Annotated in this window: 20 protein-coding genes and 1 riboswitch; of the genes, 9 read left to right on the top strand and 11 right to left on the bottom strand. The window is 74.3% G+C overall.

What is annotated here, in order from left to right; all coding sequences use genetic code 11:
• Positions 1–13 precede the first annotated feature (13 nt).
• From FBY22_RS25785 to FBY22_RS25775, 3 genes are all read left to right on the top strand, one after another.
• The gene (locus FBY22_RS25785) at positions 14–754 is read left to right on the top strand and encodes a VOC family protein (RefSeq protein WP_142149779.1); all 741 of its coding nucleotides are present in this window, start codon (positions 14–16) and stop codon (positions 752–754) included.
• A gap of 97 nt (positions 755–851) precedes the next feature.
• A complete protein-coding gene (locus FBY22_RS25780) occupies positions 852–1,793 on the top strand; it encodes an NAD(P)-dependent oxidoreductase (protein ID WP_222127837.1) in 942 nt (313 codons plus the stop codon).
• The gene (locus FBY22_RS25775; RefSeq protein ID WP_142149777.1) at positions 1,790–2,725 is read left to right on the top strand and encodes an RNA polymerase sigma-70 factor; all 936 of its coding nucleotides are present in this window, start codon (positions 1,790–1,792) and stop codon (positions 2,723–2,725) included. Before FBY22_RS25780 ends, FBY22_RS25775 begins: the two co-directional genes overlap by 4 nt.
• A gap of 7 nt (positions 2,726–2,732) precedes the next feature.
• Here FBY22_RS25775 and FBY22_RS25770 read toward each other — a convergent pair whose 3' ends face one another.
• The 3 genes from FBY22_RS25770 to FBY22_RS25755 form a co-directional block, all read right to left on the bottom strand.
• On the bottom strand, positions 2,733–3,158 hold the full coding sequence (locus FBY22_RS25770; RefSeq protein ID WP_142149775.1) for a VOC family protein: 426 nt from the start codon (positions 3,156–3,158) through the stop codon (positions 2,733–2,735).
• Between the two features lie 197 nt (positions 3,159–3,355).
• Positions 3,356–5,254, bottom strand: a complete 1,899-nt coding sequence (locus FBY22_RS45380) for a C40 family peptidase (protein ID WP_260845133.1) — start codon at positions 5,252–5,254, stop codon at positions 3,356–3,358.
• An 8-nt stretch (positions 5,255–5,262) separates the two neighbouring features.
• Positions 5,263–5,437: riboswitch (cyclic di-AMP (ydaO/yuaA leader) on the bottom strand.
• Positions 5,438–5,641: 204 nt separating this feature from the next.
• A complete protein-coding gene (locus FBY22_RS25755) occupies positions 5,642–6,049 on the bottom strand; it encodes a DUF5997 family protein (RefSeq protein ID WP_142149773.1) in 408 nt (135 codons plus the stop codon).
• A gap of 58 nt (positions 6,050–6,107) precedes the next feature.
• On the opposite strand from FBY22_RS25755, the gene FBY22_RS25750 reads away from it, so the two are divergent.
• The 3 genes from FBY22_RS25750 to FBY22_RS25740 all read left to right on the top strand — a co-directional run bounded on the left by FBY22_RS25750 (position 6,108) and on the right by FBY22_RS25740 (position 11,305).
• Positions 6,108–6,854 carry a LysR family substrate-binding domain-containing protein gene (locus FBY22_RS25750; protein WP_142149771.1) on the top strand — a complete coding sequence of 249 codons (747 nt, stop codon included), beginning with the start codon at positions 6,108–6,110 and terminating at the stop codon, positions 6,852–6,854.
• Positions 6,855–7,209: 355 nt separating this feature from the next.
• Entirely contained in the window at positions 7,210–9,810 is a 2,601-nt protein-coding gene (locus FBY22_RS25745) for an AAA family ATPase (RefSeq protein ID WP_142149769.1), read from the top strand.
• A gap of 106 nt (positions 9,811–9,916) precedes the next feature.
• Positions 9,917–11,305 (top strand): FAD-binding oxidoreductase, encoded by a 1,389-nt coding sequence (locus FBY22_RS25740; protein ID WP_142149767.1) that lies wholly within the window; start codon positions 9,917–9,919, stop codon positions 11,303–11,305.
• Between the two features lie 73 nt (positions 11,306–11,378).
• Here FBY22_RS25740 and FBY22_RS25735 read toward each other — a convergent pair whose 3' ends face one another.
• The 3 genes from FBY22_RS25735 to FBY22_RS25730 form a co-directional block, all read right to left on the bottom strand.
• Positions 11,379–14,075, bottom strand: a complete 2,697-nt coding sequence (locus tag FBY22_RS25735) for a carboxyl transferase domain-containing protein (RefSeq protein WP_260845131.1) — start codon at positions 14,073–14,075, stop codon at positions 11,379–11,381.
• Entirely contained in the window at positions 14,054–14,479 is a 426-nt protein-coding gene (locus tag FBY22_RS45375; RefSeq protein ID WP_260845130.1) for a biotin carboxylase N-terminal domain-containing protein, read from the bottom strand. The genes FBY22_RS25735 and FBY22_RS45375 overlap by 22 nt, the downstream gene beginning before the upstream one ends.
• Positions 14,480–14,562: 83 nt before the next feature.
• Positions 14,563–15,039 carry an Lrp/AsnC family transcriptional regulator gene (locus tag FBY22_RS25730; protein ID WP_142149765.1) on the bottom strand — a complete coding sequence of 159 codons (477 nt, stop codon included), beginning with the start codon at positions 15,037–15,039 and terminating at the stop codon, positions 14,563–14,565.
• A 193-nt stretch (positions 15,040–15,232) separates the two neighbouring features.
• Between FBY22_RS25730 and FBY22_RS25725 the strand changes: the two genes are divergently transcribed.
• Together FBY22_RS25725 and FBY22_RS25720 are read left to right on the top strand one after the other, a co-directional pair.
• Positions 15,233–16,729 carry an FUSC family protein gene (locus tag FBY22_RS25725; RefSeq protein WP_142149763.1) on the top strand — a complete coding sequence of 499 codons (1,497 nt, stop codon included), beginning with the start codon at positions 15,233–15,235 and terminating at the stop codon, positions 16,727–16,729.
• Positions 16,730–16,817: 88 nt separating this feature from the next.
• Positions 16,818–17,849 (top strand): lactonase family protein, encoded by a 1,032-nt coding sequence (locus FBY22_RS25720; RefSeq protein WP_142149761.1) that lies wholly within the window; start codon positions 16,818–16,820, stop codon positions 17,847–17,849.
• 88 nt (positions 17,850–17,937) lie between these two features.
• On the opposite strand, the gene FBY22_RS25715 is transcribed toward FBY22_RS25720, so the two are convergent.
• The 4 genes from FBY22_RS25715 to FBY22_RS25700 all read right to left on the bottom strand — a co-directional run bounded on the left by FBY22_RS25715 (position 17,938) and on the right by FBY22_RS25700 (position 21,872).
• Complete coding sequence (locus FBY22_RS25715) at positions 17,938–18,861, bottom strand: sirohydrochlorin chelatase (RefSeq protein ID WP_142149759.1); 924 nt, start codon at positions 18,859–18,861, stop codon at positions 17,938–17,940.
• Between the two features lie 161 nt (positions 18,862–19,022).
• A complete protein-coding gene (locus FBY22_RS25710; protein WP_142149757.1) occupies positions 19,023–20,039 on the bottom strand; it encodes an N-acetylglucosamine kinase in 1,017 nt (338 codons plus the stop codon).
• The gene (locus FBY22_RS25705) at positions 20,036–20,713 is read right to left on the bottom strand and encodes a uracil-DNA glycosylase (protein WP_142149755.1); all 678 of its coding nucleotides are present in this window, start codon (positions 20,711–20,713) and stop codon (positions 20,036–20,038) included. Before FBY22_RS25705 ends, FBY22_RS25710 begins: the two co-directional genes overlap by 4 nt.
• Before the next feature lie 76 nt (positions 20,714–20,789).
• Complete coding sequence (locus FBY22_RS25700) at positions 20,790–21,872, bottom strand: sialidase family protein (RefSeq protein ID WP_174267267.1); 1,083 nt, start codon at positions 21,870–21,872, stop codon at positions 20,790–20,792.
• A 270-nt stretch (positions 21,873–22,142) separates the two neighbouring features.
• Between FBY22_RS25700 and FBY22_RS25695 the strand changes: the two genes are divergently transcribed.
• Positions 22,143–22,727 (top strand): hypothetical protein, encoded by a 585-nt coding sequence (locus FBY22_RS25695; RefSeq protein WP_142149751.1) that lies wholly within the window; start codon positions 22,143–22,145, stop codon positions 22,725–22,727.
• A gap of 73 nt (positions 22,728–22,800) precedes the next feature.
• On the opposite strand, the gene FBY22_RS25690 is transcribed toward FBY22_RS25695, so the two are convergent.
• On the bottom strand, positions 22,801–24,813 hold the full coding sequence (locus tag FBY22_RS25690) for a HEAT repeat domain-containing protein (protein WP_142149749.1): 2,013 nt from the start codon (positions 24,811–24,813) through the stop codon (positions 22,801–22,803).
• Between the last annotated feature and the right edge of the window lie 2 nt (positions 24,814–24,815).

Genomic DNA, 24,815 nt, shown 5'->3' with positions numbered 1-24,815 from the left:
TAGGATCACCGGCATGGCAGTGCAACCCGTTCAGGTGAACATCAAGGCTCTCGACCCCGTGGCCGTGGGCCGGTTCTGGGCGCAGGCGCTCGGCTGGAGCGCGTACCACCCCGGTGTGACCACCTACGTCGGCCCCGCCGGAGGGCTGATCTGGCCCGACCCCGTCTACGTGGGCATCGACGCGGTTCCCGTCCCCTACCCCGGGACGACGGCGAAGAACCGTGTGCACCTCGATCTCGCCACCACCTCCGAGGCCCACCGGGCGGAGCTGGTCGAGCGCGTGAAGGCCCTGGGGGCGACGCCCGTCGACGTGGGCCAGGGCAGGGTGCCGTGGACGGTCCTCGCGGACGTCGAGGGCAACGAGTTCTGTGTGCTGGAGCCCCGGGACGTCTACCGGGACACCGGCCCGATCGCCGCGATCGTGGTCGACTGCGCCGACCCCCGGGCCATGGCCCGGTTCTGGGGCGAGGCGCTGGACTGGACCCTGCACGAGGTGGCCGACGACCGCGCGGTCTGGCGCTCCGCCGAGGGCACCGGCCCGTATCTCGAATTCCTGCGCACCCCGGACGCGAAGACCGTGCCGGACCGCGTCCATCTCGACCTGCTGCCCCGCCCCGGTGACGACAAGGAGGCCGAGGTGGGCCGGCTGCGGGCCCTCGGAGCCACCGACCTCGACCTCGGCCAGGGCGACGTCCCCTGGACCTGCCTGGCCGATCCGGAGGACCACGAGTTCTGCGTGCTGGCCCCGTCCTGACGCACGCCACCCGTACTCGCGCCGATCTCCCTCCCATGTCACAGACGCGGGTGTCTGTCTCGTCCTGACGGTGAGAACTGATTCGGGGACCGGGAAGGTGATCATCGTGCGGGTGTTCGTGGCAGGCGGATCCGGGGTGCTCGGGCGGCGGCTGGTGCCGCAGCTCGTGGCCAGGGGACATCAGGTGACGGCCACGACGACCGGCGCGGCCAAGCTGGGGCTGCTGCAGCGGCTGGGCGCGCAGGGTGTCGTGATGGACGGGCTCGACGCGGCCTCGGTCGGCGAGGCGGTCGCCCAGGCGCGGCCGGACGTGATCGTGCACCAGATGACCGCGATCTCCGTGGCGCACGCGGGCAAGCCGGATCTGAAGCACCCCGACCGCTGGTTCGCCAAGACCAACCGGCTGCGCACCGAGGGCACGGACCACCTGCTGGCCGCGGCCCAGGCGACCGGCGTCCCGCACGTCGTCGCGCAGGGCTACGCGAGCTGGAACGGCATCCGGCGTGACGGCTGGGTGAAGACCGAGGAGGACCCGCTGGACCTGCTGGAGGGCACCGCCGCCCAGACCGGCATGGAGGCGATGCGGCACGCCGAGGAGGCGGTCCTCGCGTACGGCGGCGCGGTGCTGCGCTACGGCGCCTTCTACGGGCCCGGTGCCATCGACGACCAGGTCGTGCTGGTGCGCAAGCGGCAGTATCCGCTGGTCGGCGATGCCGCGGGACACAGCTCCTGGATCCACCTCGACGACGCCGCGAGCGCCACGGTGCTGGCCGTGGAGCAGAAGGCGGCCGGCGTGTTCAACATCGTCGACGACGAGCCGGCCCCGGCGAACGACTGGCTGCCCCACCTCGCCGAGTGCGCCGGAGCCAAGCCGCCGCGCCGGGTGCCCGTGTGGCTGGCCCGGCTGCTGGCCGGCGACCAGGCGGTGATCATGATGACGCAGGGGCGCGGCTTCTCCAACTCCAAGGCCAAACGGGAGCTGGGCTGGCAGCTGCGCCACCCGTCCTGGCGCCAGGGCTTCAAGGAGGAGCTGGTGTGACCCGCACCGAGGAGTTCGAGGAGCTGCGGCCGCTGCTGTTCTCGATCGCCTACCGCATGCTCGGCAGCGTGAGCGAGGCGGAGGACGCGCTCCAGGAGGCCTGGCTGCGCTGGCAGGCCGCCCCGACCCGGCCCACCTCCATCAAGGCCTACCTCTCGGCCGTGGTCACCCGGATCTGCGTCGACGTCCTGCGTTCGGCCCGGGTACGGCGGGAGGAGTACGCCGGCGCCTGGTTCCCCGAGCCGCTGCTCGCCGACCCCTACGAGGACCCGGAGCGCTCCGCCGAACTGTCCGACTCGCTGTCCATGGCCGCCCTGTTGCTGCTGGAACGGCTGACGCCGCTGGAGCGGGCCGTCTTCGTGCTGCGGGAGGTCTTCGGGTTCGGCTTCCCGGACATCGCCTCGGCCGTGGGCCGCTCCCAGGCGGCGTGCCGCCAGCTCGCCGTACGGGCCCGTCGGCACATGGACGCCGGACTGCCCCGGTTCGAGGCCGGCCGCAAGGAGCGCGAGGAGCTCGCCGGGCGGTTCTTCGACGCCTTCCGCGAGGGCGACGTCGACGCGCTGCGCGAACTCCTCGCCGCCGACGTGCACATGGCGGGCGACGGCGGCGGCAAGGCGCCGCAGCTGGCCAACGCGGTCATCGGCGCCGAGCACGTGGCCCGCGTCCTCGCCGAGTTCGCGCCGCAGATCGGCAGCGTCGGTGTGGTACTGGAGCGGCGGCAGGTCAACGGCCGGCCGGGCGCGCTCTTCCGGGACCGGGACGGCAGGGTGGTCAGCGTCATGGCGCTCGACGTCCTCGACGGACGGGTCCGGACGATCCGCTCGGTGATCAACCCCGACAAGCTGGGGCACCTGGGAACGGTCGCGGACGCGTGGGCGCTCAGGCGGGAGGCGGAGCGGGCGCGCCGGCTCGCGACCGGCCGGGCCGGCTGAGCGCGGGTCAGCCGACCGACGTCCCGCCCCACTCCTCCGGAGCGACGTCCGCGAGCGTCTGCGAGAACGTCCACTGGTGACCGGCGGGATCCTCGGCCGTGTACTGGCGCTCGCCGTACTCGAAGTCGGTCGGCTCCATGAGGATGCGCGCGCCGTGCTCCCGGGCCCGCTCGCAGTGGCCCCGGGCGTCGGCCACACGGACGGTGACCGAGTGGGTGACCTCGCCGGGGCGGGGCGGCCGACGGTCCTTGCGGACGTCGCCGACGATCACCGCCCCGTCGCCGTAGGCGAGTTGGGCACGGTGGTCCTCGCCGATGCGTACCCGCTCGACGAAGCCGAAGGCCGCGCCCAGCCAGTCGACCGCCGCGCGCACGTCCGGGTAGATCAGGACGGGGATGACCGTCGCGGCGGGGATGGAACGGTTCGGCTTCATGACGGGCTCCGGAGGTCTGACGGCACCCCTACCGCCGTGCGGACGGTGCGGGCACCGGGCCGAGACGCCGGGCACGCAGGACCGTGCTGACTCGGTCGCGTGTGCCCAGTTTGCGGTAGGTCTTCTCGATGCGCTTGCGGACCGTACGTCAGGGACGCGAGCCGGCGGCCCGCCCCCGGCTCACCGGTGTCGTCGCGTCAGGCCGGTCGCACCGCGATACGGATCGCCGCCTCCCCGGCGTTGTGGATCGACTCCTCGCGGATGACGGAGCCCGGACCGGGGGCGTGGATCATCAGACCGTTGCCCGTGTAGAGACCCACATGGCTGAAGTTGTCGTGGAAGAAGATCAGGTCACCGGGGCGGCTCTCGGCGAGGGGGATCACCGTGCCGGCGCTCGACTGCTCGTGCGTGCTGCGAGGCAGCGCGACACCGGCGGCCTTCCAGGCGGCCTGGGTGAGCCCCGCGTTGTCGTACGACTCCGGGCCGACGGCACCCCACAGGCACGGCCTGCCGATCTGCGCGCGGGCGAACTCCACGGCGCGGTCGGCCTTCGTGCCGGTGGACGTCTCGACGGCCGGTACGCCCGTCTCCAGGACGGTCGGTTGCGGTGCCCGCCAGTCCTCGACCACCGGCACGCCGGTGTCCAGAACCGACGGCTCCCGCAGCCGCCGAGCCTCGTCGGCCCTCCGCCGAGCCTGCTCCTGCGCAACCGGATCCCGCCAGTCCGCCTGCGGCGCCGCCGCAGCGATGATCTGCTGTGCGCCGGTGTCCCAGCCGGGCTGTGCCGGAGCGGCCGGCGTCATCGTCTGGGCGACGAGTTGCTGTGCGCCCGTGTCCCAGCCCGGCTGTGCCGGGGCTGCTGCAGCGCTCGTGCCCGCGGTGGCCGTCTGCTGGGCGGGCATCGCCCAGCTCGGCTGGGCCGGCGCGGAGGGGGACATCGTCTGGGCGATGAGTTGCTGTGCGCCGGTGTCCCAGCCGGGTTGCGCGGGGGCGGACGGGGTCATCGTCTGGGCGATGAGTTGCTGTGCGCCGGTGTCCCAGCCGGGTTGCGCGGGGGCGGACGGGGTCATGGTCTGCGCGATGAGTTGCTGTGCGCCGGTGTCCCAGCCGGGTTGCGCGGGGGCGGACGGGGTCATCGTCTGGGCGACGAGTTGCTGTGCGCCCGTGTCCCAACCCGGCTGTGCCGGAGCGGCCGCGGTGCTCGTGCCTGTGGTGGCGGGCTGCTGGGGTTGGGGCGTCCAGTCGGGCTGGGCCGGTGCGGAGTCGTTCATCGTGCGTGCCGTGTCCGCCTGCTGGACCTGGGCCGCCCAGCTGGGCTGCGCGGGCGTGGCCTCGATCACCGCGGGGGCGGCGCCCTGCGGGGCCGCCTGCCAGGTGCTCCGGTCCGGCTGCGGGGCGACGGCGGGACGCGGGGCGGAGGTCTGTCGGGCCACGTGCCGGTACAGCAGGTCGCTGGCCGCAGCGACCTTGCGCTGGCTCTCCTGCTTTGACCTGCGCAGCGAGGTCTGCCTCGACTCCGCCGGAGCCGGGGCGGCCGCTTCCTGGCGGGGCTGGGGCACCGCGGGGAGCGCCGCCGTCGGGCCGGCGGGCAGTTCGGCCACCGGGCGCCGCGGCCCGGCGGCGGGCAGCTCGGGTACGGCCCGGGCGGGGGCCTGCAGCTCACGAGGCGCACGAGCCTCCACCGGACGCGCGGGCCGGCCGGCGGCGGGCCGCCTGGCCGGGGTGCGGTCGGACGGGAGGATCGCCGGGACGGTCGGCCCGATGGACGCCCGTGCCATGTCGAACCACTGCCGGGTGACGTTGTCCAGGTCGGGGTCCGAGCCCCTGCGCGGCTGACCGCCACGCTCGCCGGTGCCGCGCGCGTTCTGCACGCGGGTCAGGTTGATCTGCCCGGTGTCGTCCTCGGCACGGTCGTACAGGCTGCTCACGCGCTGCTGGACGTCTTCCCGGCTGGGTGCTTCGTCGCCCGGCTGGGGCGAGGCGTCGGCCGTCTGCGAGAACAGGGCCACCGAGGTGAGGGCGGCCGTCGCGAGGGCGGAGTTGCGCACACCGGGGAGGCCGAAGCCTCCGGCACGCGACGATCGTTCCGGCGCCATGGGGGCCGTACTCCTTCCGTACTCCGCCTACCGAGTTAGCTGTCGGGTTCGGGCGGTCAATTCCGGAAGGCATGCCCTACGGCCCTTGCCCCGAAGCGCAGTTGGGCCGATTCACCCCATGAATCGGTTGGGTCCCCGGTTCCGGCCGCCACGAGGGCGCACCGGATTCGGCGGAGGCCGCTCTTCCCGGCGGGGTTCGCCGGAGTGACACGAGCGGCCTGAGGCCAAGCTAGCCAACTTGTGCGGCTCGTGTGAAGGTTGACGGCCGGAATGTCCGATACGCTTTTGTGACCTTCGTCGTGACACACCGTCAGATACCTCGACGATGGACGGAGGGCGCGCATCCGGTGACGGAAAGTCACCGAACGCTCCTCCGTCCGCAGGGCGTCAGGAACGCGGAGCCTGATCCTCGCCCGCCGCCCGCTCGGCGTCGCGCTTCTTGATCCGCGCGCCCTCCTTGCGGACCTCCGACTGCGTCGCGCGCTCCTTGACCAGCCACTCGGGCTGCTCCTGCTTCAGGGCCTCGATCTCCTCGGTGGTGAGGGCCTCGGTGACCCCGCCGCGCGCGAGACCCGAGATGGAGACGCCCAGCTTCGCCGCGACCACCGGACGGGGGTGCGGGCCGTTGGCCCGCAGCTCGCGCAGCCACTCGGGCGGATTCGCCTGGAGCTCGTCGAGCTGGGCGCGCGAGACGACACCCTCACGGAACTCTGCGGGGGTGGCCTCGAGGTACACACCCAGCTTCTTCGCAGCGGTGGCGGGCTTCATCGTCTGGGCGGTCTGGTGCGAACTCATGAGGTCCAGGGTATCGAGCGCGTACGACGCCTCCGACCACGGCCGGTAACCTGGCGGGGTGACAGGCACGGAGGCATCCCAGACGTTCCGGCTCGCGTACGTCCCGGGGACGACGCCCGCCAAGTGGGTGCGGATCTGGAACGAGCGCCTGCCCGGCATCCCGCTGGCCCTCCGGCCCGTGGCGGCCGCCGAGGCCCCGGACGTGCTGCGGGCCGGCGAGGCCGACGCGGGGCTGGTGCGGCTCCCGGTGGACCGGACGCACTTCAGCGCCATCCCCCTCTACACCGAGACGACCGTGGCCGTCGTGCCCAAGGACCACGTGATCACGGCCGCGGAGGAGATCACCCTCGCCGACCTGGCCGACGAGGTGGTCTTCCACCCCCTCGACGACGTCCTCGACTGGGACGCCCCGCCCGGCGAGCCCGCCTTCGAGCGCCCGGCGACGACCGAGGACGCCGTGGAGCTGGTCGCGGCGGGGGTCGGCCTGCTGGTGGTGCCCCAGTCCCTGGCCCGTCTCCACCACCGCAAGGACCTCACCTACCGTCCGGTGACCGACGCGCCGCAGTCGAGTGTGGCCCTGTCCTGGCCGGAGGACGCCACCACCGAGCTGGTGGAGGACTTCATCGGCATCGTCCGCGGCCGTACGGTCAACAGCTCCCGCGGCCGCAAGCCGCAGCCGGAGCAGAAGCCCGTGGACAAGCCGGCGCCCCGCCGCAAGCCCGCGGCGGCGAAGACGCAGACCCGCAGCCCGAGGGCGGGCACGTCGAAGACCCCCAAGCGGGGAAAGCCCCGCCGCCGCTCCTAGGCCGCGCGGCACGCGGCCGGCATGAGCGGTGGCTGAGCCGCGGCTCGGACCACGGCCGCGGCGTCGCCGCCCGCGCGGCACGCCGCTCCGGCCCCGCGCCCGAGCCGCGGCCCGGCGCCCGCGCCCGAGCCGCGGCCCGGCGCCCGCGCCCGAGCCGCGGCCCGGCGCCCGCGGACGGGAGCGGCCCGGAAGACCGGCACACCGCCGGACGGCTCGGCCGGGTGCCTCCCCCGCTCGGGCGGCGAAGTGCGCCCCCTCGACCGTGTTCACGAGCTGCCGTCCGTCGCCCGGCCCGGGCAGGACCGCCCGACCGCTCGCCAAGACCTGGCACCCTCCCCGGTGGCACAATCGGTGAGTGGACCGGGGGATCCTCGAGCGTGAGCCCGAGCTGGAGCTGCTGGCCTCGGCCGCACGACAGGCGGCGGACGGCGCCGGTTCGGTGGCGCTTGTCTTCGGCGAGGCGGGAATCGGCAAGTCGAGCCTGGTCGGAGCCCTGCCCGAGCGGTTGTCCGGGCAGGCGCGGGTACTGGTCGGCCAGTGCGACGACCTCACCACCCGGCGCCCGCTCGGGCCCTTCCGCGACCTGGTCGGCAGCGTCGGCGCCGAGCTCGCCCGAGCCGTCACGGACGGCGCCGATCGGCACCGCGTCTACGAGTCCCTGCACGCCGAGCTCGCCGTGACTCCGCATCCTGCGGTACTCGTCGTCGAGGACGTGCACTGGGCCGACGAGGCCTCCCTGGACGCCCTGCGCTTCCTCGTCCGGCGCATGGACCGGCTGCCCGCCCTGCTCGTCCTGACCTACCGCGACGACGAACTGCACAGCGGCCACCCCCTGCGTCACCTCCTCGGCCAGGTCTCCCGCGCCCCCCGCGTGCACCGCCTGCCCCTGGCCCGGCTCTCCCTGGGCGCCGTGACCGAGCTCAGCGCGGCCGGCCGGCTCGACCCGGAGCAGGTGTACCAGGTGACCTCCGGCAACCCCTTCTTCGTCACCGAGGTCCTGGCGGCCGGCGGCACCGGGGGAGTGCCGCCCACGGTCGTCGACGCCGTGCTCGCGCGGCTGCGCGGGCTGCCGCCGGCCACCGTGGACGCCCTGGAACAGCTCGCCGTCGTCCCCTCGGCCGTCGAACGCCGACTGGTCGACGCGCTGGTCGCCGACGGCATGGCGGTCCTCGCCGAGGCCGAGCAGCGCGGGCTGCTCACCGTCACCCCGGAACGGATCGCCTTCCGGCACGAGCTGATCCGGCGGGCCGTCGCCGACTCCGTGCCCGCCGCCCGGCGCATCGAGCTCGACCGCCACGTCCTCGCCGCGCTCGTCGCCCGGCCCGGCGCCGACGCCGCCCGCATCGTCCACCACGCGGCGCGGGCCGGCGACCTGGACGCCATCGCCCGCCACGGCCCCGACGCCGCCCGGGACGCCGCCGACGCCGGCGCCCACCGCGAGGCCGCGGCCCAGCTCGGGCTCGTCCTGCGCCAGCGCCACCGCTACGGCCCGGCCGAACTCGCCGACCTGCTCGAACGCCACGCCGTGGAGAGCTACACCGTCGCCGACACGGCCGCCGCCGTCACCGCCGAGCGCGAGGCGGTCGCCCTGCGCCGCTCACTCGGCGACATCCTCGCCCTCGGCTCCGACCTGCGCTGGCTCTCCCGCATCCACTGGTGGGCCGGCGACGCCGACCAGGCCCAGGCCGCCGCCCGTGAGGCCGTCACCGTCCTGGAACACGCGGGCGACGACCGGCTGCTCGCCCTGGCCGTCAGCAACATCGCCCAGCTGCGCATGCTGTCCGACCGCTACCCCGAGGCCGTCGAACACGCCGAACGCGCCATCGTCCTGGCCCGCAAGGCCGACGACTCGGCGATCCTCTCGCACGCCCTCAACAACCTCGGCACGGCCCGCTGGCGGGGCGGCGACCCCGAAGGGCGCAAGCAGCTCGAGGAGAGCCTGGAGGTCGCCCTCGGTGCCGGCGAGGTCGAGCACGCCTGCCGCGCCTACGCCAACCTGATCTGGACCCTCCTGGACAACCTGCAGTACGCGGACGCCGACCGCTTCCTGCCGCCGGCCCTGGACCTGGCCGACCGCGCCGAGCACCTCGGCTTCCTCACCTACCTCCACGTCGAACTGGCCCTGCGCCGCCTGGCCGCCGCCGACTGGGAGGACGCCGAACGGCACGCCGAGTTCGGCATCCACGACTTCCCGCCGGCCCGCTGCCCCGCCCTGACCGTACTGGCGCGGGTACGCGTCCGGTCCGGCAGGCCCGGAGCCGGCGAGCTCCTCGCCGAGGCCCGGGACATCGCCGTACGGACCAGGGAGCTCCAGCGCACCGGCCCGGTGGCGGCCGCCCAGGCGGAGGCGGCCTGGCTGCGCGGCGACACGGACGCCGTGGTGGCGGCCGCGGCCCCGGTCCACGCCCAGGCCCGTCACCTGCCCGGCATCCCCTACGGCGCCGAACTCGGCTACTGGCTCACCAAGGCCGGTCATCCGGTACCGGCCCACGACTCCGACCACCCCTACGCCCTCCAGGCGCGCGGCCACTGGCGGGAGGCCGCGGCCGTCTGGAAGGCCGCCGGCTGCCCCTACGAGCACGCCGCCGCCTTCGCGGAGAGCCCGCACCCCGCCGACAAGCTCGAAGCCCTCGCGGAACTCGACGCCCTGGGCGCCGAACCGCTGGCCGGCCTCGTCCGCGCCGAACTGCGCCGGCTCGGCGTGCGGCACATCCCGCGCGGCCCGCTCGCCGCCACCCGGGGCAACCCCGGCCGGCTCACCGAACGCCAGCTCCAGGTCGTGCGTCTGCTCGCCCAGGGCCTGACCAACGCGGAGATCGCCGAGCGCCTCGTCGTGTCCGTCCGTACCGTCGACAACCACGTCCGCGCCGTCCTCGGCAAACTGGACGCGCCCACCCGCCGGCACGTCGCCGGCCGCGCCACGGAGCTGGGACTGCTGCCCGAGCGCGAAACGTAGGTATCGCGGGCGGCCGAGGTAGGTGATGCCCACCGATGCCCGCACCCGCGCAACCCGAGTAGAACGTGCGTATCAACCCGACTCACGAGGAAACGGGGGATATCGCATGACCACCACTCCGGCCCAGGCGGCACGACGGGAACTCGCGGACTTCACGGGAGAGCTGATCGGCCCCGAGGACTCCGGCTACGAGCAGGCCCGCACCGTCTACAACGCGATGATCGACCGGCGTCCCGCCCTCGTCGCACGCTGCGCCGACGCGGACGCCGTCGCCCGGGCGATCGGCTTCGCCCGCGCCCACGACCTGCCCCTCGCGGTCCGCGGCGGCGGCCACCACGGTGCCGGGATGGGCACCGTCGACGGGGGAGTGGTCGCCGACCTGTCCCTCATGAAGGACATCCACGTCGACCCCGGGGCCCGTACGGTCACCGTCGGCGGCGGATGCGTCTGGGGCGAGGTGGACCGCGCCACCCACGTCCACGGCCTCGCCACCCCCAGCGGCATCGTCTCCACCACCGGCGTGGGCGGCCTCGCCACCGGCGGCGGCCTGGGCCACCTCACCCGCAGGTGCGGCCTCACCATCGACAACATCCTCGCCGCCGACGTCGTCCTGGCCGACGGTCGCCAGGTGCGCGCGAGCGCCGACGAGAACAGCGACCTGTTCTGGGCGCTGCGCGGAGGCGGCGGCAACTTCGGCGTCGTCACCTCCTTCCGGCTCCGGCTGCACGAGATCGACACGGTGGTGGCCGGCCCGACCTTCTGGCCCGTCGAGATCAGCGCCGACGTCCTCGCCGCCTACCGGGACTTCCTCCCGAACGCGCCCCGCGACGTCAACGCCTTCTTCCTGTACGGCACCGTGCCACCGGCGCCGCCGTTCCCCGAGGAGATCCGGCTCCGCAAGACCGCCGGCGTCGTCTGGTGCCACACCGGCGGCGACCCCGAGGCCGCCGCGCGCGAGATGGCGCCGCTCCTCGACGCCCTGCCGGAGCCGATGCTGCACGCCGTCGGACCGATGCCCCACCCCGACCTGCAGGCCATGTTCGACGGGCTCTACCCGCCCGGCCACCAGTGGTACTGGCGCGCAGACTTCGTCGAGGAGATCCCGGACGAGGCCGTGGAACTGCACGCCAAGTTCGGTGCCGAGGTGCCCACCGTGCAGTCGACGATGCACCTCTACCCGATCGACGGCGCCGCCCATGACGTCGGCCCCGACGAGACACCGTGGGGCTACCGGAGCGCCCGGTGGTCCACCGTCTACGCGGGCGTCGACCCCGACCCCGCCAACGCCGAGCTGATCAAGCGCTGGGCCGTCGACTACTCCGACGCCCTGCACCCGTACTCGGCGGGCGGCGCCTACGTGAACATGATGATGGACGAGGGCCAGGAGCGGATCCGCGCCAGTTACGGCGGCAACTACGAACGGCTGGCCCGCGTCAAGGCCGACCTCGACCCGGACAACGTCTTCCGCCTCAACCAGAACATCCGGCCCGCCTGACCGCATCCGAGGACCGGACGGTGCCCCGGGCGGGGGACGGGGCACCGTCCGGTCACGCGGGGATTGCCCCCGCTCACCACGTGTCCACGAAAGGCCGGTGACCCGGCTCCGGAACGGGGTGACCATCCAGCGCCGCCAGGACCCACTCCCGCGACCCGGCCGGGTCGATGACCGCGTCGATCTCCAGCGCGGCCGCCGCGTTGACCGCCTTCCCGCGTTCGTACAGCTCGGCGACGCGCTCCTCGAAGGCGCGGGTTCGCTCGGCCGGGTCGGCGATCGCCGCCAGCTCCTTGCGGTAGCCGAGGCGGACCGCGCCTTCCAGGCCCATCCCGCCGAACTCCCCGCTCGGCCAGGCGGCCGTGGCCACCGGAGCCCGGGTGGAGCCGCCCATCATGGCCATCGCCCCGAGCCCGTACGCCTTGCGCAGCACCAGACTCACCAGCGGAACCCGCAGGTTGGCGCCCGTCACGAACAGCCGCGCGAAGTGCCGTACGGTCGCGGTGCATTCGGCGTCCGGGCCGACCATGAACCCCGGGGTGTCGCACAGCGAGACCACCGGCAGCCCGAACGCGTCGCACAACTGCAGGAAGCGCGCCGCCTTGTCGGCCGCGTCCCGGTCGATCGCTCCGCCCAGATGCGCCGGATTGCTGGCGATCAGCCCCAACGGCCGCCCCTCGATCCGCACCAGACAGGTCAGCACCCCGACCCCGAACCCAGCCCGCAGCTCCAGCACCGAGTCGGTGTCCGCGAGGCCCGCGACCGCCGTCCGCATGTCGTACGCCCGCCGCCGGTTCTCCGGCACGACGTGGCGCAGGAGCCGCTGGTCCGGCGCCTCCCAACTCGCCCGCGCACCTTGGAAGTACGACAGGTAGCGGCGGGCCACCCGCACGGCCTCCGCCTCGTCGGCGACCGCGACGTCCACGACGCCGTTGGGCACCTGCACCGACAGCGGGCCCACCTCCTCCGGCCGGTACACGCCGAGCCCGCCGCCCTCGATCATCGCGGGCCCGCCCATCCCGATGGTCGCGTCGGGCGTGGCGATCACGACGTCGCAGCAGCCCAGCAGGGCGGCGTTGCCCGCGAAGCACCGGCCCGAGACGACACCGACCAGCGGAACCGTGCCGCTCAGCCGCCCCATCCGCCCGAAGGTCGTCACGTCCAGTCCCGCGACGGCGGTGGTGTCCGTGTCCCCGGGCCTGCCGCCGCCGCCCTCCGCGAACAGCACCACGGGCAGCCGCCGTTGCTCGGCGAGCTCCAGCATCCGGTCGGTCTTGCGGTGGTTCTGCAGCCCCTGGGTGCCGGCCAGGACCGTGTAGTCGTACGACATCACGACGCACGGTCGGCCGTCGACGCTCCCCGTGCCGGTCACCATGCCGTCGGCCGGCGTCGAGCGGATCAGGTCGTCCAGGGAACGGCGCCGGCGCTGGGCGGCGATCGCCAGGGCGCCGAACTCGGTGAAGGTGCCCGGGTCGCACAGGTCGGCGATGTTCTCGCGGGCGGTGCGCCGCCCGAGGGAGTGCCGCTTGGCCACCGCCTCGGGACGGTTCTCGTCCAGGCCGAAGGAGTGCCGGTGGACGACCTCGGCGAGATCCGGGCGGATCGCGTCGGGGTCCGCCCGTTCGGCGGTACCCGTGCCCTCCTGACCGCCGGTGATCTCGTCGAGGGTGGCCAACAAGGTTCCCGCGCCGACCGTTTCGCCCACGCGCGCGTGCAGCAGCCGTACCGCTCCGGAGCCGGGGGCCCGTACCACGTGCTCCATCTTCATGGCCTCCAGCACCAGCAACTGCTGTCCGGAACGCACCCGTTCACCGGGGGCGACGTCGACGGAGACGACGGTTCCGCCGAGGGGCGCGAGGACCGCGCCTTCCTCGGCCGGCGCCCCGGGTTCGGCGAAGGCGTCCGCGAGCTCGGCCACCACGCCCGTGTGCGCCCAGAAGCGCGGCTCGGCGAGCACCTCCCGCAGCAGCGGAATCCCGGTTCGCACCCCCTCCACCCCGAACTCGCCCAGCGCCCGCCGCGCCCGCGCACAGGCCGCCTCCACGCCGCCGGACGGAACGTGCGCGACCACCTTCGCCAGCAGGGGGTCGTACCGCATGCCGACCTCGGCCCCCGCCCGGACGGCCGTTTCCACCCGGATGCCCGGCCCGGTCGGCAGGTCGAAACGCGTGATCCGTCCGGCCTCCTCGGCGGTGACCCGCGCCTGCACGGCGAACCCGCGCGGCGCGGCGGGCGGCCCCGGGAGCCCCAGCTCCTCGAGTGTCGCCCCGGCGGCGATCCGCAGTTGCAGGGCGACCAGGTCGAGGCCGGTCACCTCTTCGGTGACCGTGTGCTCCACCTGGAGACGGGGATTGGCCTCGATGAAGGAGAACTCCTCGCCGCGCACCAGGAACTCGAAGGTGACCAGGCTGGAGCAGCGGGTGGCACGGGCCAGCCGCAGGGCCGCGCCGAGGATCTTCTCCCGTACGCCGTCGCCGAGTTCGGGAGCGGGCGCGATCTCGACCAGCTTCTGGTGGCGTCGCTGGGCGCTGCAGTCCCGGTCCCACAGGTGCGTGACGGCGCCGGTCGCGTCACCGACGATCTGCACCTCGATGTGCCGAGCGCCCTCCAGCAGCCGCTCCGCGTACAACTCGCCCCGCCCGAAGCCCTGTTGCGCCTCCGAACGGCACCGCTCCCACGCCTCCTCAAGCTCCTCCGCCCGGCGCACGACCCGCATCCCGCGACCGCCGCCCCCGCCGGCCGCCTTCACCATCACGGGCCCGTCCGCCAGCAACTCCCTCGCCCCGTCGGGCCCGACGGCCCCGGCGAGCAGGGAACGCCGAGCCCGGCGGCGAGCTCCCGGGCCCGTCGCTTGTCCCCGAAGACGTCCAGAACCTCGGGGGAGGGCCCGACGAAGACGATCCCGGCCTCCCCGCACCGGCGCGCGAACCCGGCGTCCTCGCTCAGGAAGCCGTAGCCGGGGTGCAGGAAGCCGCATCCGGTGGCGCGGGCGGCGGCGAGCAGCGCGGCACCGTCCAGGTAGCCGCTCAGCGGCACCGCCTCGTCGGCCGATCGCGTGTGCGCGGTGTCGCCCTCTTCGTACACCGCGACCGTACGCAGCCCGGCCTCCGCCGCGGCGCGCAGGACGCGTACGGCGATCTCCCCGCGGTTGGCGACGAGCACGGCGGCAGCACCCATGGGAGCCCTCCTGGACACGGACCACATCGACCGGCCCGGTCATGATCTCAGGCGCACCGGCCGAGCTGCCCTCGGGTGCGAGGTCACTTCCGTGCCGCCCGGCCGATCGACTCGACCAACGGCAGCAGCCGCTGCGGGACCCGTTCGCGCAGGGCCACCTCGGTGCGGGTGCGGACCACGCCGGGCATGCTGATCAACTTCTGGATGACGTCCTCGAGGTGGGCGTTGTCGCGCGCCACGACCCGCGTCAGCAGATCGCCGCCGCCCGTGATGGAGAAGGCCTCCACGATCTCCGGCACGGCCGCCAGCGCGTCCCCCGCGTCGTCGAGGTGTCCCTGGGTGACCTCGATGTGCACGAACGCGAGGACGGGGTGACCGAGCGCGGCGGGGGAGAGCGTGGGGCCCGTGCCCGTGATCACGCCGTCCCGTTCCAGCCGGTCCAGACGGGCCTGCAGGGTGCCGCGGGCGACCCCCAGGATGCGGGCGTACTCGCGCACGCTCGTACGGGGCTGCTCCAGCAGCAGCCGCAGGATGCGGGTGTCGAGTTCGTCGACCGCCATGTGCGGATTCCCCTCGTGCATGGTCCGTTGGCCCGCCCGTGGCCGCCCCCGGACCGGTGTCGCTGTGCCAACGGCCCAGCATAATCGGCGCCGCTTGAGCCAGCAGGACGTCGGATGCTGCAATGAGGACGTCGATGGCGCTGCGGACCCCGCGGCGCCTTTTTCATGCCGGTGTCCAAGGGGGCGGGTAAGCGTGCTGAAGAGGGTGTTCGTGGCTCCGGACCCGGGGCGGCTGCGGCTGCGGTTCGCCGCCCGCGCCGTCGCCGGGATCGGAGCGGCCGTGGTCCTGTGCGCTCTGGCCGGACTCTCCCTCCCCGGTACGGTCACCGGCGGCCTGGCCGCGCTGCTGGCGCTGTTCACCGTCTCCGACGCCACCGTCCGCGGACAGGCGGTCACCACCGCGCTGCTGCCCGCCGTCGGCCTGCCGGTGCTCGCCGCCGCGGCCGAGCTGCACGCCCACCCGGTCGCCCGCGACCTCGTCTTCCTCGCCGTCGTCGGCGCCGGCGTGTACGCCCGCCGCTTCGGCCCGCGCGGACACAGCCTCGGCGTGTTCGCGTTCATGACGTTCTTCATGGCGCAGTTCCTGCACGCGACGACCGGGCAGCTGCCCGAGCTGTACGTCGCCGTCGTCCTGTCCGTGCTCACCGCCGCGGCCGTGCGCTTCGGCCTGTGGTGCTACGAGGCTCACCTGCCCCCGGCGCCCGCTCCCGCCCCGCCGCCGGGTACCGGCCTGGCCCGAGTGACCACCCGCCAGGCCGTCCAGGCCACCGCCGGGGCGGGCTTCGCGCTCCTCGTGGGCCACCTGGTGTCCGGACAGCGCTGGTACTGGGCCGTCGGCGCCACCTGGTGGGTCTTCGTCAACACCACCTCGCGCGGAGAGACCCTGGTCCGCGGCTTCCGCCGGGTCCTGGGCACCGTGATCGGCATCGGCCTGGGCGTCCTGATCGCCGTCCCGGTGGACGGAGCGGCCCTCCCCACCGCCGTACTCCTCGCCGCCTGTGTCTTCGGGATCTTCTACTCGGCCGCGGTCTCGTACACCTGGATGATGCTCTGCGTGACCCTCCTCGCCGAGCTTCTCTACGGGCTGCTGGGCGTGCTCACCCCCGGCCTGCTGGTGCTGCGCCTGGCCGAGACCGCCGTCGGCGCGCTGGGCGCCGCGCTGGCCGTGCTCCTCGTCCTCCCGGTCACCACCCACACCACCACCGACGCCTGGATCCAGCGCGCCCTGCGCTGCGTGCACGCCTGCACCGCGGAGGCCGCCGCACGGCTGGCGGGCGTCCCCGAAGCCGACCCGGCACCCAAGGTGGCCGAACTGGAACAGCTGCTGGGCCGCGTACGGCTGTCCGTGGCGCCCCTCGTTCACCCGCTCAACCCGATGCTGGGCCGCAAGCGGCGCGCCCGCCGGGTGCTGGACCTGCTCGACGACTGCGCCCGCGAGATCCGCGGCCTGGTCACGGTCGCCGCCGACCCGGAGGCCTCCCACGACGCCCGGCTCGCCGCCGCCTGCTGGCGCGTCGAGGCCGCCGTCGAGGCGCTGACCGGCGACGGACGACGGCAGCCCGCCGCCCTCGTCGGCGAGCCGCCCGTGGCCGAACCCGCCCTCACCCACCTGCACGGCCTGGAACGGGCCCTCGCGGAACTCGCGACACCGCTGCGGACGCCCTCGGGCTCCCGCCTGGTGGGAGCGTGACCCCCGAACTTTCCACCCCTTTGGTCTAGACCTCGGTTGATCGACTGCTACGGTCGCCTCCGACGGCACAGACCGAGAGGGGACTGCGGTGACAGACGGCGGCAGGCGGCTACGGCGGGCCTTCATCGGATCGTTCACGGCGGCCGGAGGCCCCGGCATCGTGACGGCGGCCGTGACGGGAGACGGCGGCCTGAACCTGCTCGGCAGCGTCGACGGCACGCCCGACCCGTCCTACCTGGCCCTGGCGCCCGACGCGGGCACCCTCTACGCGGTCAGCGAGACGGCCGAGGGCGCGGTGGCCGCGTACCGGGTACGGGGGGACCGGCTGGAACGGGCCGGCGCTCCCGTGCCGGTCGGCGGTCAGGAGCCGACACACCTGAGCGTCCTCGACGGACACGTCCTGACCGCCAACTACGGCTCCGGCAGCGTCTCCGCCGTCCCCGTCCGCCCGGACGGCACCCTCGGCGACACCGTCTCCGGCATCCTCCAGCACACCGGATCCGGCCCCCACGCCCGTCGCCAGCAGGGCCCGCACGCCCACCAGGTGCAGCCCGACCCCAGCGGCCGCTGGGCCGTCAGCGTGGACCTCGGCACGGACTCGGTCCGCGTGTGCGCCCTCGACGGCGGCGCCCTGGACCTGCACCGGGAGTGTCCCCTGCGCCCCGGCTCGGGCCCGCGTCACCTCGCCTTCCACCCGGACGGCACGCGCGCGTACGTGGTCAACGAGCTCACCCCGACCGTCACCGTCTGCCACTGGGACGCCGACGCGGGCACCCTCAAGCCGCTCACCGAGGTGCAGGTGCTGCCCGCCGCCCCGGCGGGCGACGCCTATCCCTCGGGGATCGTGGTCTCGCCCGACGGCCGTTTCGTGTGGACGGCCACCCGGGGTGAGGACGTCCTGTCCACCTTCGTCGTGGAGGGCGACGGGCTGCGTCTGGCCGGCACCGTCCCGTGCGGCGGCGACTGGCCCCGGGCCCTCACCGAGTCCCACGGCTTCCTGTACGCCGCGAACGAGCGCTCCGGCGAGGTGACCTGGTTCGCCGTCGACCCGGCCACGGGACTGCCCCGCTACGAGGGCTCGGTCGAGGTGCCCGCCGCCTCGTGCGTGGTCTTCGCCTGAGCCCGGAGCGACACAAAGCCGCAGAGCCCGCTCCCGAAGTCCGGAGCGGGCCCTGCGGCTTGCCTGCGGCGATGCCGTGCGCGGTGCGTCAGCGGACCGGCGCACCCTGCGGCTGCTGCGGGGCGATGCCCAGCGCCGTCGTGTACTTGGCCAGCGCGAGCTTGCCGATCGCCGGGTACGGGCCGAGCGCCTCGGCGGCGGAGCAGCCCGCCTCCCTGGCCGCCTCCTCGATGAGACCCGGGTCGATCTCCGGCCCTATCAGGTACGGCGCCAGCGCCAGCTGCTGCGAGCCCGAGGAACGCAGCTGCTCGGCCACGGATGCGATCGCGCCCTCCTGGTCCAGCGCCGCCGCCATCACCGGCACGGCCAGGCGCGCGGCGAGCAGCATGCCGGTGATCCCCGCCGCCTGCACCGCCTCGTCACCGCCGACCGAGGCCAGGATGATGCCGTCCGCCGCGGTCGCCACCGTGAACAGGCGGGCCCGGTCGGCGCGGGCCAGACCGGCCTCCGACAGCCGCACGTGCAGCGCCTCGGCGAGCAGCGGGTGCGGGCCCAGCACATCGGTCAGGTCCGCCGCGACCCGACTGTCCATGACGGCCTGGCGGATGACACGCAGCAGCGCGCTGTCCGGGCCGGCCAGCAGCGGCACGACGACGGCCACGGGGCCGTCCGGCTCCTTGACGTCGTGACCGGCGGCCTTGGCCTGCTCATAGCGGGCCGAGCGCTCCTCGGCGGCGTGCGCGAGCACGGACTGGAGCGTGGGGAACTCCGCGTCGTCCCCGTCCAGGTAGCCGATCCGCGCGTCGAGGCCGGGGAGCTCGGAGCGGGCGATGCTCACGACCTCCTCGGCGAGACTGCGCGTGGGAGCGGCGGGAGTGCCCGGCACCGCGAGGACGAGCGCGGGCGCGCCCTCGGGAGCCGCCAGCGGCTCGGGTCGGCGGTGCCGCCCGGGCTGGCGAGGTCGCGGCATTCGTACTGGCAGGCCGGACGCGGGTCCAGTGGGGGAGCTCATGGCGACGCATGTTACTGGCTTCCTGGGCTTCCCTGTTCGGGGAGGGTGCAGGTGAGCGGTATCCGTCCGGTTTTGTCTGATGAGTAACGTACGGATCAGAAGTGATCGGAGTACGAACCGGGCGCATCGCCAAGCATGGGGAGAAGCCCGGGGATGGTCGCTTATGTGGTCACCACGGACAACAGCGCCGCGTCACCCGGCAGAGTGAGACCGTCGGCCGCCAGATCGGCGGCGATGCGCGCGGCGCCGGTGAGCGGGTCACCGGCGGCCGTCTCCCGCCGCGCCCAGGACAGCTTTTCGGCCAGTTCCTCCTCCAGCGGTACGAGGAGGGGCTCGCCCATCTTGAACAGACCACCCGTGAAGGCGACCACGGGCTCGCCCCCGGCCGGGCACACCGCCGCGGCGGACTCGGCCATGTGCCGCGCGGCCGCGCGCAGGATGCCCGCCGCCACCGGATCGCTCTCGGCGCAGGCGGCGACCTCCGGTGCGAAGGAGGCGAGGACGGCGGGGCGGTCCGGGCGGGGGTAGAGCCGCCCCGGCAGGCCCGGCAGGGGCCCGAACAGCCCCTCGGCGCGCGCCCGCAGGGCCGCGGACCCACCGGCCCGTCCGTCGTACGCGCGCAGCGCGGCCTCCAGCCCGGCCCGTCCGATCCAGGCGCCGCCGCCGCAGTCACCGAGCAGATGGCCCCAGCCGTCCGCACGACGCCAGCCGGTCAGGTCGGTGCCGATGGCGATCAGCCCCGTGCCGGCCGCGACGACGGCACCGGCGCGCGGACCGAGCGCGCCGACGTACGCGGTGACCGCGTCGGCCGCCAGGGCCACTCGCCGCACCCCGAACTCCCGGCGCAGCGCGCCCGGAAGCTCGGCCCTCAGCCCGTCCCCCAGAGTGGCGAGCCCGGCGGCCCCGACGACCGCCGCCCGCAGCCGGGTCACACCGCTCTCGCTCAGCAACGCCCGCACCATGGGCACCAGTTGCTCCATCAGATGCCCGGGGTCGATGCCCCGCGGCCCCGTGCGCACCGGCAGCGACGACGACGCCTCCGCGAGGGTGGCCCGCCGCAGGCTCGCGACGGCGGCACGCAGCCCGGAGCCCCCGGAGTCGACGGCGAGGACGCCGACGGAACCCCCGCCCCGCCCGGCGGAGTCCGTGTCCCGTGTGTCCGGGTCGCCGTCGGTCACGGCAGGCGCCAGTCCACCGGCTGTCCGCCCTGTCCGATCAGCAGGTCGTTGGCGCGGCTGAAGGGACGGGACCCGAAGAAGCCGCGGTCGGCCGACATGGGGGAGGGATGGGCGGACTCGACGGACGGCAGGCGGCCGAGAAGCGGCCGCAGATTGCGCGCGTCGCGGCCCCACAGGATGGACACCAGCGGTTTTCCACGGGCGGTCAGGGCCCGTATCGCCTGCTCGGTGACCTCCTCCCAGCCCTTGCCCCGGTGCGCGCCGGGCTTGCGCGGGGAGGTGGTCAGCGCCCTGTTGAGCAACAGCACCCCCTGCCGGGTCCACGGCGTCAGATCGCCGTTGGACGGCTGGGGGAGCCCCAGATCGGTGTTGAGCTCCCGGAAGATGTTGATGAGACTGCCCGGCAGCGGCCGCACCTCCGGTGCCACCGAGAAGGACAGTCCCACCGCGTGTCCGGGGGTCGGGTACGGATCCTGCCCGACGATCAGGACGCGTACCTCGTCGAAGGGCTGCTGGAAGGCCCGCAGGACGTTCGCTCCGGCGGGGAGGTAGGTGCGCCCCGCGGCGATCTCCCCGCGCAGGAAGTCCCCCATCTCGGCGATCCGTCCGGCGACGGGTTCCAGGGCCTTCGCCCAGCCCGCTTCGACGATTTCATGCAACGGTCGTGGTGCCACGGGCGTCACCCTACTGCCGTACGGGCAGCGGAGATCAACCGGTGGCCAAGGCCGTGCGATCCCCCCACTCGACTCATCAGACCACCGCGGCCCGCACGCACAGCACGTCCGGCAGATGCGACGCCAACTGCCGCCAGCTGTCGCCGTCGTCGGCCGACGCGAACACCTCGCCGTTGCGGTTGCCGAAGTACACGCCCGCCGGGTCGGCGTCGTCCGTGCACAGGGCGTCCCGCAGCACCGTGCCGTAGTGGTCCTCCGCGGGCAGGCCCGCCGACAGCGGCTCCCAGCTCTTGCCCGCGTCCGCCGTGCGGAACACCCGGCAGCGGTGGTCGGCCGGCACGCGGTCGGCGTCGGCGTTGATCGGAAACACGTACGCCGTGTCGCCGCGGTGGGGGTGGGCCGCTGCCGCGAAGCCGAAGGTGGACGGAAGGCCTTCGCCGATGTCGGTCCAGTGCGCGCCCGCGTCGTCGCTCCGGTACACACCCCAGTGGTTCTGCAGGTACAGCCGGTCCGGGTCGGCCGCGTCCCGGGCGACCTTGTGCACGCACTGACCGAACTCCGGGTTGGGGTCGGGCAGGAACACAGCGGAGACACCGGAGTTGGAGGGCGTCCAGCTAGCGCCGCCGTCCGTGGTCCGGAACACTCCCGCCGTCGACACGGCGACCGTCACGGCCCGTGGGTCGCGTTTGTCGGTGAGCACGGTGTGCAGCCCCTCGCCGCCGCCGCCCGGAACCCACTTGGACCGGGTCGGGTGCTCCCACAGCGGGCGGACCAGTTCGAAGGTCTCCCCTCGGTCCTCCGAGCGGTACAGCGCGGCCGGCTCGGTGCCCGCGTACACCACGTCGTCCTCCGCGGCCGCCGGGTGCAGCTGCCACACCCGCTCCAGCGACGCCCCCGTGTCCTTGGGGAACTTGACGGCCGGCCGGGCCGGTTCGGTCCAGCTGCGGCCGAGGTCGTCGGAGTGGAACACGGACGGGCCCCAGTGGGCGCTGTCGCCGCCGGCCAGCAGCCGGGGACGCCCGCCCCGGGTGTCGATCGCGACCGAGTACACGGCCTGCGCGTTGAAGTACGGACTCTCGTCGAACTCCCAGGTGCCACCCCGCCTCCGCCCGATGAAGAGGCCTTTGCGCGTGCCCACGGCCAGCAGTACCTCGGTCATGCCGATCACCTCCGCGACGTCTTTATCCCAGACATCGGCCAGTCTGCACCCAGCCACTGACAGTCACCTCTGGGTACGGCATCGCCGCAGCTCAGCGCGGCCCTGGCAGCCCCGGACCGCGATCTTTCGGACTCTTTCGCGAAGTGGCCCGCGCGATTCGGGAAGCCGTGCGACCGTCGAGTCGGGGTACCCGCCTGAGCATCCGGGGATCTCGGCCCGTAAGGGAGGGAGATCGGGGATGGTCATGTGCTCATGAGGAGGCTGCCTTCTATGGCGTTCCGTGGTCCGAGGGTGTGGCTGTGGCGCTGGCGACGCAACCCGTTGAAACGCCGCACCGACGCGGTGGAGGCCTGGGTCGTGCTCGGCGCCTGGGTGGTCACCGTGATCGCCGGGGTGCTGGCCGCTCTGGCGGCCACCCAGTCCGTGGAGAACGGGTTGGCCCGCGAGCGGGCCGAATGGCACCGCGTCGACGCGCGGCTGACCGCGAAGGCCCCGGGAAAGGCCACCGCCAACTCCCGGACGGCGAGCGGCGACCAGGTGTGGGGCAACGTGAGCTGGACCGCGCCGGACGGCAGCCGGCACACCGGCCAGGTCCGGGTGGGTCCCGGCAGCCCGGCCGGCAGCACGGTCCCGATCTGGTCCGACCGGCAGGGCCACCTGGTCACCCGGCCCGCCGGCGTCGCCCAGGCCCATGTCCGGGCCGCCCTCATCGGTGTCCTGGTCGGCATCAGCGCCGCGGCGGTCCCCTTCGTCGGCGGCCGGATGCTGTGCGGCCGCCTGGAGCGCCGACGCCTGGACATGTGGGACACCGAGTGGGCCCGCTTCGGCCCCCTGTGGGGACGCAAGACGAGGTGACAGCGGCTGGCTGGGGCGGCGGCACGCCCTGCCGTCGCACCGGCTGTGCCCGGCCACCCGGTGCGAGAGTTCCCTAGGCGGCGCTCATCCCTTCCCGGCACACCCGTAGCAGTCGCAGGTCGTCGGCGATGTCGTGGCTGCCGTAGCCGCCCAGGGACGCCTGGTGGCGCCGTGGGGAGGCGAGTTCGGCGCGCAGCAGATCGTGGAGGGGCTCGGCGACGGGGCCCAGTGCGGTGACGCACTCGGCGACCGGGGGACGGGTGTGCGGGTTCGCCGCCCAGGCCGCCCGCAGGACGGGAGCGGCGACGTCCGTGTGCCCGGCCCCGCCGATCCGCCACAGGGCGCACGCCGCCGACGTCCGTTGCCACAGGTCGTCGGCCGCGGCCATGCGCCGCAGGTCGGCCAGTGCGGGACGGCCCGCGGGACCCAGCCGCGCCAGCGCGTCGGCCGCCGCCGTCCGTCCGCGCCGCTCGCCCCTCAACTCCCGCAGCAGCACCGGCAGTACCGCCGCCGTGTCCTCCTCCACCGCCCACAGCGCCGCTGCGGCGGCGACCGCCGCCCCGGAGTCCAGCAGGCCCCGCAGCACGGGTGCCGCCTCACCGGCCGCCGGCCCGAAAGCCCCCAGGGCGCGGGCCGCCGACTCCACCACCGTGTCCCGGGACCGCAGCCCGTCCGGCATGCCCAGCAGCAGGCGCAGCACCTGAGGTACCGACTCGACGTCCCCGAGGGCCCCCAGTGCCCACAGCAGCGGTGCCGCCCGGTCGTAGGTGTCGGGGGAGTCGAGCGGGACCTCGCCGAGCCTTTGTCGCAGGGCCGGTGCCAAGGGGCGCGCCGCGGGCCCCAGATGGACCACCACGCGCCCGAGCTCATTCGGCACGACGGGTCCGGCCAGCACCTCGGCCAGCAGGGGCGTCGCCCGCGGATCTCCGCACAGGGCCAGGGCCTTGAGTCCGGTGCCCAGGCTCGGCGACCCGTGTTCCCAGTGCCGTACCCACAGCTCCGGACGGGAGGCGACCAGCGTGTGGAGGTGGTCCGCGGCCGGGGCGGCCAGGTCGAGGAGGCCTTCCAGGACGGCCAGCGCCGCGTCGCGCAACCGGTCCTCCTCGGCGCCCAGTTGGGCGCCGATCAGCGCGACCGGTTCGCCGTAGTCGGCACGCCACTCGCGGAACAGCCCCATGGACATCCACACCGCGTTGCACCTGTCGGTCGCGTCCGGGCTGCTCAACTGCCCGACCAGCAGAGCGATCCGCTCCTCCACCCGGTCGTCGAGCGCGCTGTGCAGGGTCCGCAGCAGCTGTGAGCCCTCCTCGTCCGAGGGGCGCAGCCGCCGCAGCCGGCCGATGAGCGTGTCCGTCTCCGGCCGGTCCGGCTCCCCGGGGCGGCACGGCCGCAGCGTCGAGCGCTCCCTGAGCAGCCTTACCACGGTGGGCACCAGTTCCTCGGGAAGCCAGTCGGGGGCGCAGCCCGCGAGCTGTCCGAGCGCCGCCAGCCGCAGTCCGGGCCCGAACGGCGGCGCGCTCTGGGCCGCCAGCAGCTCCACCGCCTCGGCCGCCGGCCCGGGGTGCCGGCGCGCGAACACCCCGAGGGCCTCGGCGAGGGCGAGCAGGACCCGGTCGTCCCGCTCCACGGTGAGCCGCTCCCGCACCAGACCCAGCACGCGCGCGGGTGCGTCGAGGAACCTCACCAGCGCGCCCGCCGCCGCCCGCCGTACCTCGGGGTCGGGGTCCTGGTTCAGCCGTACGAAGACCTCGGCGCCCGCCCGGACCGCCGCGCGGGCCATGGCGCGGGTGTCGTCGCCGACCCGCTCCTCGCCGTCCTGCCCGATGCTGACCAGCAGTTCGACGATGCCGCCCCGCTCGGGCACCGCTTCGTTCGCCACCAGGGCGAGCAGGAACGGCAGACACGCAAGCGTCGAGTCGTACACGTCTCCCTGGTGATGCACCGCTCCGTACATGCCGTCCAGCGCGGTCTCCCGCTCGGCCGGGTCCGCGGAGGCCAGGCCCCTCAGCAGTCCGGGCACGTCCTCCGCGCTTCCGTACGCGTGCCTCAGCGAGGCCCAGTCGACCTCGTCGATCCCCGTGAACACGT

The sequence above is a fragment of the Streptomyces sp. SLBN-31 genome, from assembly GCF_006715395.1.
In the GTDB taxonomy this organism is placed as follows: domain Bacteria; phylum Actinomycetota; class Actinomycetes; order Streptomycetales; family Streptomycetaceae; genus Streptomyces.
The sequence above is the reverse complement of the archived record's forward strand: the minus strand, read 5'-3'. Positions and strand labels throughout refer to the sequence as shown.

Coding starts and splice junctions, on each gene's coding strand:
- FBY22_RS45380 (WP_260845133.1), bottom strand. CDS start 5,254: ATGGCGCCGGAACGATCGTCGCGTGCCGGAGGCTTCGGCCTCCCCGGT.
- FBY22_RS25715 (WP_142149759.1), bottom strand. CDS start 18,861: ATGAGCTCCCCCACTGGACCCGCGTCCGGCCTGCCAGTACGAATGCCG.
- FBY22_RS25740 (WP_142149767.1), top strand. CDS start 9,917: ATGACCACCACTCCGGCCCAGGCGGCACGACGGGAACTCGCGGACTTC.
- FBY22_RS45375 (WP_260845130.1), bottom strand. CDS start 14,479: ATGGGTGCTGCCGCCGTGCTCGTCGCCAACCGCGGGGAGATCGCCGTA.
- FBY22_RS25770 (WP_142149775.1), bottom strand. CDS start 3,158: ATGAAGCCGAACCGTTCCATCCCCGCCGCGACGGTCATCCCCGTCCTG.
- FBY22_RS25700 (WP_174267267.1), bottom strand. CDS start 21,872: ATGACCGAGGTACTGCTGGCCGTGGGCACGCGCAAAGGCCTCTTCATC.
- FBY22_RS25695 (WP_142149751.1), top strand. CDS start 22,143: ATGGCGTTCCGTGGTCCGAGGGTGTGGCTGTGGCGCTGGCGACGCAAC.
- FBY22_RS25785 (WP_142149779.1), top strand. CDS start 14: ATGGCAGTGCAACCCGTTCAGGTGAACATCAAGGCTCTCGACCCCGTG.
- FBY22_RS25755 (WP_142149773.1), bottom strand. CDS start 6,049: ATGAGTTCGCACCAGACCGCCCAGACGATGAAGCCCGCCACCGCTGCG.
- FBY22_RS25730 (WP_142149765.1), bottom strand. CDS start 15,039: ATGGCGGTCGACGAACTCGACACCCGCATCCTGCGGCTGCTGCTGGAG.